Below are 16396 nucleotides of genomic sequence, written 5' to 3' on the forward strand. Positions count from 1 at the left end.
GCTACCAGGGACTGGCCTCGGACTGAGGAACGTCTTCAAAACAACATCGCGCCTGTCAAATGCAAATCGATAAATGGAGCGTGCTTGCGGGCCTGCGCTTTGTCCTGGCCTTCATCGTTGCAGTAAACCATCTGCCCGACTTTGTCCCGGTCGGGATTTGGGCGTTGGTTCCAAAATTCGGCGCCTTTGAAGCGGTGCTGGGCTTCCTGCTGATTAGTGGGTTTTCGATAGGCACCTCGTACCAGAAAGAGCCGAAAGCGTTCCTCCGGCGGCGCACTCTAAGAATCTATCCAATTTACATCGCCGCGCTCGCCCTGACTTGCGTCGTCTTCGCGATGGAGCACGGCACCATGCCGTCGGCCTGGTTGCTCGTGGCGAACGTGCTCTTCCTGAATCAGATTGTGACCAGCGACTCGTTCGTCGGCCCTGCTTGGAGCCTGGCGCTGGAGTTCTGGCTTTACCTGCTCACGCCGCTACTCTTCAGCCTGAAGCCTTCGACCCTGCAGCTGCTGGCGCGCGTGTCGTTCGTCGCGTTCCTCGCGCACACCTGCGGTCGGACGCTGTTTCACTGGAACTACTATTCGGGCGTGGGGTATGGCCTCAACCTCGTATTCCTGTCCTTCATCTGGCTGGCGGGATTCAGGCTTGCGCGAGAGCCGCAGCGCTACCAGCCCATACTGAATGAGGTAGGGTGGATGTTTGCGCTGCACATTCTCCTCGCCATATCCATCCAGTTCGCCTCGAGTTGGAAGCGAGACCAGGTCGACCAGTTCCTGCACGTCGGCATCGACAGCTTCGCACTGCAGGCATTCACCTTGCTTGCCGTGCTCTGGACCTTTAAGCGAATTGCAAAATCCGTAGGCGCGCAATCGAGCGGCTCAGCGGCACTTCGGTTGCTTGGCGATATCTCCTACCCGCTCTACATCATCCACATCCCAGCGTTCTATTTCCTGAAGCAAAGCGGGTTTGACTCCCCTATCCTGTACCTGGCAGCAGCCATCGTCGGCTCGTTCCTCCTATCTTGGGGCTTGGACAGGTATTCGCAGCAACGGCATCAGCGGTCCACCGGCAACGATTCGACTGCGACACAGCCCCAGGGGAATTCATAGTCGCGGAGTGGCTTTGGCGCAAAACCTAACGGCGCCGGTAGCGCGAATCCATTCTTTGATGGTAGCCAACTGGTTCCCAGTCGTCGGAGCCCGCTCGCTTCATCGAAATGCGAAACGGAGCGCTTGACCCCGCTTGAAGGGGCCCCGTGGTGAACAACTCAAAATGGTCGCTGTCGTAACCCTGCTCTAGGGTGTACTTGTAGACCTCGGTTCGAGGTGCCCTGGCCGGACCGATGCACTGGGCCACCAGCGCTGCGGTTCCATCTTTATACACAGACAGAGTAGAGCAGCCGTCCACTGCTTCAAAGCGGCCACACACGGTGCAGTCGGCTGTGCAGGATTTCGGTAATAGCCCGAATAAAATCGCCCCTGCAAGGAACAACTTTAGAGCCTCAAACATCGTGTTGCCGTGTGACTGCTTCCCATGGCAGAAGTCTACGTTGCCCCTTACTGTCATCCTTAAGCCGTTTGTCACGATTATTGGGGGCCGTTTGTCCTGCTGTGCTGGGCGCCAAGGGTCAGCCGGTGGCAAGCATATCGGCAACCCTTCCATGCCTTTTTTCCCCTGCGGTTTGGTCCGGGACCTCCGGGCGGCGCAGAAGGCTGCGCTCAAGCCCCTGCAGCCCGAACCCCGGCGCACTCGGGAATAGGAAAGCAGTTCTGTACACTCGCCAATCGGGAACGAGGAGAAGTCACCTATGCGCTTTTTGAAGGCGAGTGCGATTGTTGCGACGGCCTTGGTACTTCACGGCTGCGCTATCAGCTCGAAACCCATACCGGGTCCGAACGGGCGAACTGCATACACGGTCAAGTGCGGCAGCGCAGTTCTTCATGCTTGCTACGAGGAAGCCGCCAAGCTCTGCCCACAGGGCTACAGCCTCGTAGACCGGCAGGACGGGCCGAATGGAATCGTGACCCCGATGGGCGCCGGCGCCACGTTCGTGCGGGGACCGAACTCAATGTTCATTGAGTGCAAGAGCTGAACCGAGTCGGGGCAATCGGCGCCAATGGTCTCACAGGGGACCTAGGCGCCCGCGTCTCGGTGCTCTGGCTCGATACAGTCGGCGCCCGCCGGACGCAATGCGTAGCGGGTCAGCCTGGCGCCGTTCCGCCACTTCCGTTCACTTCGAAGGGTCGTTGCCAGCCACCAGCACGACTGGCTTCCCGTCTTCAATCACCTGCTTGCCGTCGAAGATGCTCACTTCCATCTTTCCAACCGCAGGCAGGCTGAGCGAGATTCGGTCGCCGTCCTGGGAAAAAGTACCGCCGGGAGAGCAGGTTCCAAACTCAGGCGTCCACTTCGCTTGGTTGTTCTTCTCCAAGATGACGAAGAAGTAGAGCGTTTCACAGCTATTGCCGCGGCCACCGCTGCTCGCAAGGAGTACGGCATCCCGGCCCCCAGAAAGCGCGAACCGCCGGACGATGCTTTGCCATTGGGCGTCCTCGCCGGTAAACAGAGGCGCACCGCCCAACGTGACAGCTCGCTCCCCAGAAGGCAACTCAGTGACCTTGAGCTCCCCGGCGACGGTGCCGAGCGTCTTCGGCCCGTCTGCCTCGATTTGCCCCACGACCTTGGTGCCAGCGGCGGGGTCTACAGTGGCAGCGGCCGCCGCCTGCGGCACTGCTGTCGTGACGGCCGGATTGGACGCGGGCACCGGGCCTTGAGCCGCCGCAGCGCTCTGAGCAGCGATGTACGGCGCTACGCTTGAGAATTTGAAGACAAGTTCGGGCGCCTCCAGCTTCCCGCGCAGGGTCACGCTCTGCTCAGCAAGGCAGTCCGCCTCGGTGCCGCGAAAGAACGAGCCGGAGAACACCGCATACTGACCCCTCTTCATCTGGGAGGCTGTTTGGAAAACCGGCGTGCCTGGCTCGATGAGTGTGCCGTGGAGCACGTCCGAGATGGCGTTGTTCCACGTCTTCACAGTGATGCCGGGGGCAATAGACAGCTCGAGAACTCCCTTTCCGTCACTGTTGGAGTCAATCTTCTCGACCTTGCCGACCCAGTTGCTTACAGCAAGCGAACGCATCTGTTGACAAATCAGCTTGTCGCGATTTGCCTTGGTGCCGCCTCGCTGCATGTCGTTCTCGGCGTCCTTCGACTCACGCTGAGCTCCGCTGATGACCCGAATGAGGTCTTCCTCCGCGGGCGGGAGCGTTACGACGGATTTCTTCGGGTCCTTAGCTTTTTCGCTGGAGGTTGTCGACGATGTGCTGGCGACCTTGGAGTCGTTCTTGCGTTCTCCCATGGAGGCCCCGACGACGACGACTGCGACCAAGGCCCAGAACCATAGGCGCTTGAAGAAGGGCTTCTTAGTTTTAGATTCCTCGCTCATGGCACTCCTCTTGTTTTTCTCGAACACCTCAATGGACGTTCAGAGCCGATTTGCCGGAACGAACCACTCGTCCCGGCCGCGGCAAGGCGAGTGTAGCCGGCCCGCATGCAGTGCGCCGTTACGCGTCTCACCTGGCATCGCGCGGGTCCCCGCCCCGAATGGCAGCATGTGCGGCCGGCGCGGGAAGCCTTCACCTAGCTTCCCCTGCAGCCGGCGAAAAGCCGGGCCACCCGGCTTGTTCGCACCTGCGCCGAGCTTCGACGTGCGGTCGCTACGACTTCAAGGGCCTGTGCGACCCGCTCAGCACGTTGGTCCACACCGGCCAGGCGTCGCCAGTCGCTCGCGACTCGCATCACCTCCATAGGGTTCATTGGCACCAACGAAATGTCGTCAGCGTCCCCAGATGGCTCAGGCACGAGGGCGCCTCGCGCGCGGCCACGCTGCGACATGTCGTTGAGGAATGCGTCCACGAAAGACCTTGTGGCGACCAGATGCGAGGTGATTGTTCGGTCCATGGCCGGATTCTGGCCAACGTGCCTTTGTCGCGCACGGTCCGAATGGACTGGTTGCGCGCCCGCACCCTCATTATTCCGTGAAATAAGTCCCGGTCTCCGCCAAGCGGCATGGTGAACTTCACAGCCGCCGGGTGGCGACATCGATTCCCTTGCGCACGCGGCGCAGCGCCTCGAGCAGAGCTGACGGGCTTAGCAAGCCTTCTACGCACACGCCTGCCACCGGCGAAAAGGCCTACGGACCTGAGAAATCTGCTATTTACCGCGACTTGCCCGCAAAAACATCTACACGCACTTGCTGGAGGATTCGCGAAGAAGTGACCGGATTGCGTCCGCCTCATCGACCTTCTGTGCCTCATATTTGCCATATGCGGAGAAGTGCGTATGGCTGTAGACAGTCTTCGTTTCTTGACGATATAGGATGTCGAGCGGTCCAAATTGGCCCAGCGGTCGCTTTTCCAGCCATCGGAAGCGCTTCGTGGCATGCATCAGGCGAGCCACCTTTTTCGACACGAAGACGTGCTCTGCGTCGCCATCCAGGACATAGTCGCTGAGCTTGGATAGATGGGCGTCGTCTAAGTCTGCTCGCACGAGGCGACTTCGCCCGACCGTAGGAATGTGCAGTAACTCTATGAATGCGACTTGGCTCGCATGCTCCGGCGTAAAGCCGATGCGGGCGAAGCTGCTGTGATAGAAGCGGCCGTCTCCTCGGTATGGGTACTGCTCTAGTAAAAACGGATGATGCCGTTGGTGACTGCGCCAGAAGGCGACTCCGTCTTCGTGGTACTCCCGCAGCTTCTTGAAGATTGGCTCGTCTTCTACTTCTGCGTGATAGTTCGCGTCGAGGCCAATGAACAGGAATTTTGCGCTTTTTGGATTTGCCCCTTGGTAAGGCTTATCGCGGAATAGCGCATTCAGAACTTGGCTGGGATGCTCGATGAACATGGACGCCTCGAGTGGTCGATTAGACGTTGAAGGTTACCCCACAAGACATCGTGCCGGCGGGCAATCGAGCACGGTCCCACTGCTCCATGCAGCGCCATGGCATCGTCGGCCCTAACGTTCAGCCTCCAGCGGGCATGGGTCAGGCCGCCATAGCAAGACCCTCATCGAGCAGAGCGCCGTCAGTACTGGACACATCCGTCTCGACCCGTTGCTTGGCTCGCGGGCCTGCAGGCTGCGCCACCTGGATTACCACTGGGGCGACGAGCGCTCGCTCGGCACTCGTGGCCGCCTTCTGGGCGTAGTCCACACCCGCGGTCGCTGCAATCGCACGCAGGTCAAGCGCAGCGGACGTGAGGGCTTCCTGCTGGCTGGAGAGAGCCTGTGCAATGGCAGCAATGAGGAGGTTGCGGGCGTGCGCGGCATGGGCGTTGTATTCGGGCGCGCCCCTGACGTGGCGAATGTCCGCATACGAGTCGGCCAGCGCGAGCAGGTTGCGCGCGATGCTCGAAGTGCGCGCATCGGCCGCGGCGGCGAGGTCCTTCACGCTCCGGAGGGCAATGGTGTCGGTGCTCACAAGAACTCCTTTTCTTCTGGGTCAGGTCTCAGGCCTGGAGGCGCGCCATCCGAGTCGGCCAAGACGCCGGGGTCGCTCGGTCGACGAGATGGGGCGGGGCCGGTCGGGGTGCGCCGTCTTAAAACGGGCACCCTGGTGCCAAGTGTTCGCCTTATAGGTCCGGCGTGTCCACCGATTTTAGCAGCCAGCGGTCGGGGCTTGCAATTTAAATCGCTTAGCGGGAAAACGGAGCTGACTTATAGCCAGAAAATGGGGGTGTCCCGCGGTGCCTGTGCACGCATGACCCGACCCTGTTGGGCCCAAGCAGAAATGCGCCACCGATGAAGGTGGCGCATTTGAATGGTGGATTGCTACTGGGCAGCCATGGCCGCTCCTACGGCACCGCGTGCGGCAGCGTCCCGGACTTGACCCGGGGGCCGGGAAGGTTCCGCCTGGTCGATGGCCGGCGGGAGTTCGCGTTCGCGCCTCTCGCACTCCCGAATGGCGCGCGGCAGCCCCAGGTTGGGGCATTGCTCGGTCGCGCGGCCGATGCTCGCGACGCGGGTCGAGTGCGTCAGGCCTGTCTGGTACACCTCGAAGCCTTTCCGGCCGACGTCGAGAACCCAGAAGTTGGCAGTTTCGTGCTTGATTTGGTTTAGTTGGTACATGTTGCAGGCTTGCGTGGAGTTGATGGCCTGCGTTGTGTAGCCACGCGCGAGCCCGAGCCGCGTTTCCCCATGAGGCTAGAGCGGGAGCCGCCCTATATCCACGCCCCAAAGACCTTGGGTTTTAGGCGCTGGCGAGCTAAAAGGTGATTCGCTACACCTTCGAATACGCCTAAATACGGGCAATTTTCGCCCGCACCCTTGACGAGTTCCGACCCATGCGACCCTACTTCAAACGTGCCGTTTCAGCCTTGCTGAGCGCAACAATTGCCCTGCAACCCGTCCTGGCCGCTGCTTCAGAACACATGTACCGCATTCCCATCGACCTCAAGGTCGGTCAGAGCGCGGCGGACTTGGAGATTCAGCCCGCGGCCACGGACTTCGGGGATGTCGCGCGCACGCAAAGCAGCACGCGCCCTGTCAGGGTCGTGAACCACAGCGACGTGCCCGTGGCAGGTATGGCCGTACGCGCGGAGGCTCCTTTTGCCATCGACACGCAGGGCTGCTCGATGTTGCCTGCCGGTGGCGATTGCACGATGCTGGTCTCGTACCTCCCGCAGACGGCAGGCCTCCATACCGGCACCTTGACGGTCCATGGCGCAGGCGCCAAGGCTGAAGCGCAACTCCTGGGCAATTCCGTGCCGCTGCTGTCGGACGTGGAAATCTCCGACAGCGGCTGGAACTTCGGCACCTGGAAAGTCGGGACCACCAGCACCAGCAAGCAGCTCGCCATCAAGAACACGGGCACGGCGCCGGTTAGCCTGAGCCAGCCCTACTTGCTCGAGGCAGGCGGCGGTGACTTCAAGCTGAGCGACAACTGCGGTGGTTCGCTCGCGCCAGGCAACACCTGCATCGTGACCGTCTCGTTCACCCCGACGGCGCTGGGTCAACGCATGGGCGCGCTGCGCGTGAAGAGCGGAGAGAAGGTGCGCGACGTCTGGCTCCTGGGTATCGGCGGCACCGAGACCATTCCCACAACGCCGACACCGAAGCTGGTGACCTCCTCGACCGTGGACTTCGGGACCCTGGAACCGGATGCGGGCACGGTGACGCGGACCGTCACCCTCGTCAACGCGGGAACCAAGGCGCTGCAGCTCTCGGCGGCCGCGCTCAAGGGCGCCGACGCGGGCTCCTTCACCCTCCAGAACCAATGCCCGGAGGCGCTCGCCGAGCGTGCGACATGTGCCATCGACGTCAGCCTGAACCCGACGGGGCACAAGTCCTACAGCGCCAGCCTCGAGCTGGCGTCGGATGACCCCGCAAGCCCTGCCGCCGTCGGCCTGGTCGCGCGCTCGGTTGCACTGAACTCCAAGCTGGTCGCAGCCCCCACGACCGTGGACTTCGGCGAGACGACGCTCAACGCCGCGGTCAAGAGGACGGTGCGACTCACGAACACGGGCACCGTTGCGGCCAACGTGATGCAAACGTCTGCCTCGCCCGCGAGCAGCTTCGTGGTGCTGAGCGGCTGCACCGACGAGTTGGCGCCCCAGGGAACCTGTGACCTCGAAGTCCAGTTCTCGGCCGCCGCGCTCGACTACGCGGGCGGTTCCCTCACCGTCACGACGGGCGAAGGCCAGAACCTGCAAATCCCGCTCACCGGCTATGTCATTTCGCCGCGCATCCAGGTTGCACCTGCAACCGTGGACTTCGGCAGCGTCGGCGTCGGACTGACCGCCGCGACCAAGACTGTCGACGTCACCAATACCGGCCGCCTTCCCCTGGAAGTCAAGGGCATCGGCGTGACCGACCCCGAGCGCTTCTCGAGCAGCAACAACTGCGGCACCCCGCTGCAGCCGAACCAGTCGTGCCAAGTCGCAGTGAGCTTCACACCGCTGGACGGAAACCAGGCTCTCGCCTCGCTGGCTATCGAGAATAACGACCCCCGCCAACCCTTGGCCCTAGTGACGCTGAAGGGACAAGGCCTCGTCGGCGAGGTGAGCGTCTCACCGGCATCCCTTGAATTCGGCGAAGTGGCCAAGGACGTGGCCTCTGCCGCGAAAACAGTCACCGTGACGAACCCGGGCCCCGGCAGCATCCGGGTCTCGAGCGTGGGCGTTCGCGCTCCCGGCAACCAGGTCTTCAGTTTGGCCAACGACTGTGGCAGCGCCATGGATGCCGGTGCCTCGTGCTCCATCGCGGTCCAGTTCACCCCCAACGCGAGTGGTCGCAGCTGGGCCGGCTCCCTGGACGTCCAGACCTCCGACGGCACCGAAAAATCCGTTCTCCTGACCGGGGCGGGTGCCGCTATTGCTGGCAGTGTCCGCGTGTTCCCCGAGTCGCTCGACTTCGGCTCGGTGGGCATCCCCCAGGCGGTCAACCGCAAGTTCACGCTGACCAATACTGGCGCCACCGCGGTCGCCATCGCCGGCCTGAGCGTGACGGGCGCGGACGTCGCGAATTTCACGACCACCAGCACCTGTGGCGCCAGCCTGGGTGCAACGGCCTCCTGCGAGGTCCGGGTGCGGGCTGACGTGGCCGCCGCCCAGACGTACTCGGCTGAGGTGACGGCGTCGCTCGGTAACGGCCAGGCCTTGAGCGTCCATGTGGCCGCCCAGGGCACCACGGCCACCCCCACGCTCCTCGCTGCGACGCCGGACGCCCTGGACTTCGGGGTGGGGAGCATTGGCACCCCGCTCGACCGGGTGGTGCGCATCGACAACGTCGGTACGACTGCAGTCGGCGTGGCCAGCGCTACGGTGACCGGCGAAGCCTTTAGCCTGGTGAACTCGGCCTGCTCGAGCAGCCTTGCCCCCGCCGCCTCCTGCGGCGTGACGGTGCGCTACAACTCCGCCGCCGGCGGCGCCGAAGCGGGCATGCTGACCGTGCAATCCACGGGCGGCCAGCGCCTGACCGTCCCGCTGGCGGGGACGGCAGCAGCGCCGGCGATGCGGCTCAGTGACGCATCCCTTTCTTTCGGCAACGTCGCACTCGGCCAGACCGCCAGCAAGACGCTGACGGTGACCAACCAGGGCGATGCGAGCCTGGTCATCCGGACGTTCAAGCTCACGGGAACCGCAGAGTTCAACGTGACTGAGAACTGCACGACTACCCCGGTGGCGCCGCACGGGTCTTGCCAATTGACCGTTGCCTACTCGCCCGTGGCGGCCGGCCAACGCAGCGCGTCGCTGGCCCTCAGCTCCAACGACCTGTCCAATCCGACTGCCGTCGTGAACCTGTCCGCAACGACCCCCGGTGGCGGAGATGGCGAGGAAGGCACCGCATCCATCCGGGTGTCCCCCGGCCAGGTGACCTTCGCGTCGACCGCCGTCGGCAAGGTTTCCTCCGTGGTCTACGTGAACGTCTCGAACGTCGGCACCGGCACGCTTGATATCCGCGGCCTGGATGTCCTTGACACCGCTGCGTTCAACCAGAGCAGCAACTGCGGCTCCGCATTGGCCTCCCAGCAATCGTGCCAGGTCGCTGTCATCTTTGCGCCGACGGGCGCTGGCCTCCACAGCTCTGCGCTGGTCATCGAATCGAACGACGCCAAACTGCCCCAGTTCCTCGTTCCGCTGTCCGGCGTGGGCAGCTCCGGCTACATCGAGGTCACGCCGACCACCCTCGCCTTCGGTGGCGTGCGCGTGGGCGAGCTCTCGCCGGCGAAGGTCGTCACGATGACCAATCGCGGCAGCGCCGTCGCCAAGGTCACAGGCATCAGTCTGCAGGGCACAGGTGCTGACCAGTTTGCGGCCAACAACGATTGCGGCCTGGGCCTCGAGCCAGGTCAATCCTGCTCCACCCTGGTTGCCTACCAGCCGGACGCGGCATCCGCCACGCAAGCCCGCCTCCTGGTCCAGACGAGCGCTGGCACATCCATTGCGGTCGCCCTGAGCGGCTACGGCACGTCCACGACGGCACCTTCCACCTCGGTGTACCTGAGCCAGCCCGCTGTCGATTTCGGGCGAGTCGTCGTCAACAAAACGGTTTCTCAAAAGCTGCGGCTGAGCAACAACGGCGACGTGGACGTGGTGGTCGACAGCATCAACCTAAACGGCTCGGACCTCGCCGCCTTCTCGCGCGGCCTCGACTGCGTGGTACGCCTGGTGCCGGGCACCAGCTGCGACATCGTGGTCAGCGGCACGCCCCGCGAGGAGCGCGACCATGCCGCCCAGCTCGACATCCGCTTCAAGACGTCCGGTGTGTCGCTAGCCCCCGTGCCTCTGCACGTGCAGGGCGTCGCCAAGGCACCGGCCGCCACGGTCACCGTGACGCCACTCGCGCTGACCTACGAGAACGTTGCCCTGGGCACGCCCTCGAGCAAGCAGGTCCGGGTTGCGAACCAGGGGCCCGACGCCGTGGCCCTCAGCCAACGCGTCGTCAGCGGCAGCGCCAGCTTCTCCGTGACCACGGGCTGCGGCGCGCTCATCGCGAGCGGCCAGTACTGTGACCTGACCGTTCAATATGTCGGCAGCGGTGCCGAGGAGCAGGCCGAGCTCACGCTCGTGACCGAGACACAGCAAACCGTGAAGGTTGCGTTGGCCAGCGTCCAGACGCAAGTGACCGCTCCGAAACTCGCGCTCTCGACCACCGCACTCGACTTCGGCTCCGACGACGTGGGCACGGCCTCCGCCGAGCAGGAAGTCGTCGTGCGCAACACCGGCACGGCAGCACTTCAAATTTCCGGCATCGGCATCGGTGGTGAGTTCACCAAGCGCACGACCTGCGGCACCTCCGTGGCGCCAGAGGGCACCTGCAGCGTGTTCGTGCAGCATTCCCCGGTCACCGGCGGGACGCACTCGGAATGGCTGCTCGTTTCGACCAATGACCCGACGACCCAGACCGCCCGCGTGGCATTGAATGGCGTGGGCCGCATCGGCGTGCTCGCGGTCAACCCGGCGACCTTGAGCTTCGGCGCACTGGCCATCGGAGCCTCTGCCCAACTGCCGGTCCAGGTGCAAAACGTCGGTACCGCGGCACTGCCTATTACCGGCATCACGGTTGAGGGCGACAGCGCCCATGCATTCACCTCCACGCCGTCCTGCCCTGATTCCCTGGGCGCGGGCCAGTCCTGCACCGTGACTGTCGGCTTCTCGCCGACGATGGCCGGCCGGCATGAAGCTGCGCTGCGCATCGTTCCGCTCGCTGGCGAGTCCCGCGTCGTGTCCCTGGCTGGCGAAGGCCCGCCGGCGCACATCTCCGTGACTCCGACGAACGTGTCCTTTGCGGACCAGCCCGTCGGCTTCACGTCGGCACCCCAGGTGGTGACCCTCACCAACGACGGCCTCCAGAGCGTTGCCGTGTACTCCGCGCAGGTGACTGCCGGAACCTCGAGCTACGGCGCGACTTCTGGTTGCCCGGGCATCCTGGCGGCCGGGGAACAGTGCCAAGTTGCCGTCGCCTTCACGCCGGCCGGCGCCGGCCCGCGCACCGGCACGCTTCGCCTGACGACCTCCAACTCCGCAGGCGCCATCGACGTCGCCTTCACTGGGACGGGCGTCACCACGACCGCCCAGGCTACGCCGACCGCGGTGGACTTCGGGGTCGTCTATTCCACGGCCCCCCAAGACCGCCTGGTGACCGTGAACAACACCGGGACCCTCCCGATGCGGGTCAGCTCGGTCTCGCTCACGAGTCAAGCCGGCTTCGCAACAGAAAACGCATGCGGCGAAGCCATCGACGCCGGCTCGTCCTGCGACATCCTCGTGCGCGCTACCGGCCAGGGCAATGGCGCTCTGAGCTCGTCACTGGTCATCATGACGACCGCCGGCCAGCTGACCGTCCCACTGACCGCGACCGCCTCGTCGCCGAGCATTGTTGCCGTCAGCCCGAGCATGGTCCCCGCGGCCGGCGGCGCGACCGTCGTCGTGCAAGGTACGGGCTTCTCCGACACGACGCAGGTCTTCATCGGCGGCGTCGAGGCCGCACCGGTGAACCTCGTCAGCGCCACGCAACTGACCGTCACCGCGCCGGCGCACGCCGCGGGCCTCGCGGACATGCGCCTTGTGAACAACGGCGTGACCACGGCGTCGCGCGCCGGTGCCGTCCAGTACGTGGCTGCACCGACCATCGCTGACGTGTCCCCCGCGTCCGGGTCCCTCGCGGGCGGGTGGACGACCCAGGTCTCGGGGACCAACTTTGTTGCCGGCATGACCGCAGCGGTTGAAGGTCAGCTTGCGACCATCGTTGTGCGCAGCCTCACGCAGGCTACCGTGACCGTGCCGGCGCGCACAACCGTCGCAGAAGGCAGCGTTGCCCTGAGCTTGACGAACGTCGCCGGCACCGCCAGCCTGCCGGCCGCCATCCAGTACCTCGCTCCGGCGGCCGACCTGGCCTGGGGTTCGGCCGGCGGCGATTTCGGTGCCGTGGCGCAGGGCTCCTCGGCCTCCAGCACGGTGACCCTCACCAACGCCGGCACGGCGCCGGTCATGCTCTCGAGCATCATCGTCAGCTCCCCGACGGCTTCTGTCTTCTCACTCGGGACAGAGGGCACCTGCCCGCAGGCATTCCCCGCCTCCTTGGCGGCAAAGGCCAGCTGCACCGTCGAGGTCATCGCCACCGGTTCGACCCTGGGTGCCGCTTCCGGGACCTTGGTCGCCGCGACCTCCGTGCCGCAGGGCGGCTCCACGGCGCCGCTTTCCTTGTTCGCAACGGTCGAGGAACCCGACTTCGCCTTGTCGAACTCCGCGGGTGGGCTCGGCCTGGTCAGCGGAAACTTCGGCGTCGTGGCCGCGCTTAGCGAAGCCGGCCAGGGCAACCCCACGGTCGCACGCAACATCTACCTGCTGAACCTGGTCCAGGCAGCCGCTACGCGCATCAACGAGCCCGTTATCACCGTCACCGGCGCCGACGCTGCTCACTTCCGCATCACGAATGTCATCGCATCTGCCAGCAGTGGCTCGAACAAGGTCAGCGGCGCTACGATTGCACCCGATAAGCTGAGCGCTACGGGCGCGGTCGTTGACGTCGGCAACGGCGCCTATCCCCACCTCGCAGTCGTGTTGTCCTACGCACCGCTGGCCAAGGGCGTTCACAACGCACAGTTGACTATTCGGTACAACGGCGCGCGCCAAGTGCAACTGCCGCTGTACGGTGAAGCGCAGTACTTCAACAAGGCCGAGCTCTCCAGCTCGAGTGCCCTGCCCGTGGTTGCGCCTTCTGGGGACTTCGGGACGCTGTCGTACAACGAAGCGTCCGAAGCTGCCGCGTCAGCAGTCAAGACCTTCTATCTGCTGACCACGGAGTCGCAAGGCAAGCTGCTCAAGGTGAGCGACCTCCAACTCGTGGGCGCAGATGCGGGAGCGTTCCAAATCACGTCCATTTCGCCGAAAGCCACGGGCGACCACCTGCCGGCGCAGTCCATCGCGCCACTGGAAATGGCGCAAACGAACGCCACGTCACCGCTCGGTGTTACGGTGCAATTCCAGCCGACCCGGCTGGGCCAGCACGACGCGCAGCTGTTGATTTCGCACAATGCCGACAACGGCTCTCCGACCATCCTGGCTCTTAAGGGAACCGGTGCGCGCGACGTGCGTGTGGTGGCCTCCGGCGGCGCAGGTGAGGTCGCGATTCCTTCGTTCCCGAGCGTCGGTTTGGGAGCCGAGGCCTCGCTGACGGCCTACGTTCGCAACCGTGGCACGGTGGGTAGCCTCACCGTGACTGGAATTCAGGTCGTAGGCTCTCCGGCGTTCTCCTTCTCCGAAGCCGGCGCAGCCAGCGTGACGAACAAGAACGGCGCGACACCCTATCCCACAGGTACGCGCTACGCCGCGTACACGCGAACGCTAACGGACCCGTCCGTTTCGAGCGGATGGACGGACATGTACACCCTGCTGAAGTTCAAGCCGACCACCACCGGGACGCACACGGCCACCGTGACCGTCTTCCACGATGGCCCTGGCGGCAAAACGTCCTTCGAAATCAGCGGGGAAGGCGTGCGCGCAGCGGCAGCCCTTTCTGAGACCGCCGGCTCGCCCGCAGCGGTGCCCAACGGCAACCTGGGCTCCGCCACGTTCAACGGAGAAGCAGGCGCTTCTGCCGAGGCAGTGGCGAAGACGTTCTTCGTCGTCAACACCACGGGGGTCGGCACGCTGCGGGTGAACCGAATCCGCCTGGCCGGCCCTGACGCGGCGAGCTTCAAGATTGTTGCGTACAGCGGCGCCAGCTCGGTGTCGACACAGGACGTGTCTCCGGCCAACATGGTCGAGGGCGCGTACACGAACCTGTCGTTCCGCATCCAGTTCACGCCGACCAAGTCGGGGAGCCACACTGCACAAGTGTTGGTGGACCACGACGGAATGAACACGTCTCCGCTGGCACTCGACCTGCAGGGCCAGGGCGTGCGTGATGTCGTCCTGCAAGCCGCGAATGTCGACAAGGGCATCGTTGCCGTGGGCGCAACCGCCACCGGCACGGCCTTTGTGCGCAATGTCGGCACGCGCGGAAGCGTCACGTATACCGGCATCCAGTTGACGGGCGACCCCGCATTCACGGCGGTTTCGGCCAATTTCGCACGCCGCGGCGCGGAGACGCAGTATGGACCGACCACCACGTTCCCGGCAGGGGCCACTTCGGCAAGCTTCAGCATGCAGGGGGCGGATGTCGCGACGGCGCCGGCCACGTCCACCGACCTGGCCCTCAACTTCAAGTTCACCCCGACCCAGCGCGGCAGGGTCACAGCGACGGTGACGGTGTTCCATGACGGACCTGGCGGCAGCACGACGTTTCAGCTAGAGGGCACGGGCGTGCAGGCGACCGCGGCCTGGTCGGACAGCTCATCTGCCGTCGACCCTGTCGTCTCGCCCGACTTCGGCCTCGTCACGTACAACCCGAACGGCGTCAACGCATCAAAGGGTAAGGTCTTCTATGTGGTGAACCCTACGCAAGCGGGCAGCCTCCAAATTACGAGATTCCGCATCGTCGGACCCGATGCTTCGGCCTTTTCGATTGCCTCATATACAGGGGCCGTTCCACCGGCGGGAACTCGCGACGTCGCCGTCAATCTCCCGGCCGGCTCGTACGTCCGGATTGAGTTCGCTCCGAACAAGATTGGCGACTTCAATGCGCAGCTACTGGTCGAGCACAACGGCGACAACGTCTCCCCCCTGCCGCTCGACCTCACTGCGCGCACGGCGTATGACGTGAGCTTCGCAGTGTCCGAGGGCCCGGGGTATGTGCCGCCCACTCCCCTCGGCGATGCACTCGTCGGCAGCTCCTCGTTCAAGTATTTCTTCGTGCGCAACATGGGGACGGCGGGTGCGGTCCGGTTCACCGGTGTTCAGGTCCAGTCGGGTACCCCGTTCAAGATTGCCGCGACAGGTCGAGGCTCTCGGGATTCGACAACGGCGAGCTCGATAACGAACTACGCAAGTCCTTACCTGGAATCAGTGACACGGGACCTGCCTGGCTTCGACGCGGCTACTGCACCTTCTGGTGCAACTGACTTCGCAGTCCGAATTGCCTTCACGCCAACGACGATGGGTATCAGCACAGCCCTCGTCACCGTATTCCACGACGGCCCGGGGGGGCAGACGAGCTTCACGGTCTCCGGCACAGGGGTCTATCGTGAGTTGTCTGTCGTGCACCATCCGGCCTTTGCTGTGCCGTACAACAGCGGGGGGTACCCTGACAGCGTTGAGTTCTTGAACACGGGAACAGCGACCATCCCTAGTGTGGTATTCGGAAATAGCGTTACCAGCCCATTCTTTGGAGATAGCAACAACTGCGTGAACGTTCCGCCTGGTCAAACTTGCGCACTCTCGTTCTACCTGAGCGCTGGCTCTAGTATCGGGGTAGGAACTTACAGCGTTGCATACACGGCGACGATTCCCGATGGCGGGACAATCAAGGGCGTGAAGCCACTGACCGCAACCATCCTTGGTAACAAACCAAACGTCGTCTCACCGGCTAATGGCTTGGTGGACTTCGGTGCACTGGCCGTGGGCACGTCGAAGACACTCAATGCGACCGTGCGCAACGACGGGACGCAGAATGCAAACTGGACCGGAATCAACAACGTGACGGGCTACAACAACTTTGTCCCGGCGAACTTCACCTATGACATGTCGGCGTGCAGCAATGTCGCTCCCGGCGCCAGTTGCGTCGTGAAGGTGACGGCTACCCGCAAGGCGTTGACCACGGGCACCTACGGCCCGGTCGCTCCCACGCCTTACACGCAGTACGGCACCAGGCTCCAGTTCAAGTTCAGCTGAAGCCGACAAGCGGCCACATCACAGAGCCCGGGAGAACCCGGGCTCTGTTCTTTTGCATCCTGGTTAGGGCGCGCCTGGAACTTTCGGGTTAGGACACGGCCTGCCCAGCCGCTGCATACTCGCCGACGCCC

At 64.0% G+C, this 16396-nt stretch carries 6 protein-coding genes; 2 read left to right on the forward strand and 4 right to left on the reverse strand.

Annotated elements, in window-relative coordinates; translation table 11 throughout:
• Positions 1–59: 59 nt before the first annotated feature.
• Complete coding sequence (locus APY03_RS04845; RefSeq protein WP_068674458.1) at positions 60–1109, forward strand: acyltransferase family protein; 1050 nt, start codon at positions 60–62, stop codon at positions 1107–1109.
• Between the two features lie 1121 nt (positions 1110–2230).
• Here APY03_RS04845 and APY03_RS04855 read toward each other — a convergent pair.
• The 4 genes from APY03_RS04855 to APY03_RS04875 all read right to left on the reverse strand — a co-directional run bounded on the left by APY03_RS04855 (position 2231) and on the right by APY03_RS04875 (position 6120).
• Complete coding sequence (locus tag APY03_RS04855; RefSeq protein WP_068674462.1) at positions 2231–3442, reverse strand: hypothetical protein; 1212 nt, start codon at positions 3440–3442, stop codon at positions 2231–2233.
• Positions 3443–4239: 797 nt separating this feature from the next.
• The gene (locus APY03_RS04865) at positions 4240–4899 is read right to left on the reverse strand and encodes a hypothetical protein (RefSeq protein ID WP_068674466.1); all 660 of its coding nucleotides are present in this window, start codon (positions 4897–4899) and stop codon (positions 4240–4242) included.
• A 139-nt stretch (positions 4900–5038) separates the two neighbouring features.
• Positions 5039–5473, reverse strand: a complete 435-nt coding sequence (locus APY03_RS04870; protein ID WP_068674468.1) for a hypothetical protein — start codon at positions 5471–5473, stop codon at positions 5039–5041.
• 350 nt (positions 5474–5823) lie between these two features.
• On the reverse strand, positions 5824–6120 hold the full coding sequence (locus APY03_RS04875) for a hypothetical protein (protein ID WP_068674470.1): 297 nt from the start codon (positions 6118–6120) through the stop codon (positions 5824–5826).
• A gap of 302 nt (positions 6121–6422) precedes the next feature.
• On the opposite strand from APY03_RS04875, the gene APY03_RS04880 reads away from it, so the two are divergent.
• Positions 6423–16265, forward strand: a complete 9843-nt coding sequence (locus APY03_RS04880; protein WP_068674472.1) for a choice-of-anchor D domain-containing protein — start codon at positions 6423–6425, stop codon at positions 16263–16265.
• The last annotated feature ends 131 nt before the right edge of the window (positions 16266–16396 follow it).

The organism is Variovorax sp. WDL1, from assembly GCF_001541225.1.
Lineage (GTDB): Bacteria > Pseudomonadota > Gammaproteobacteria > Burkholderiales > Burkholderiaceae_C > Variovorax.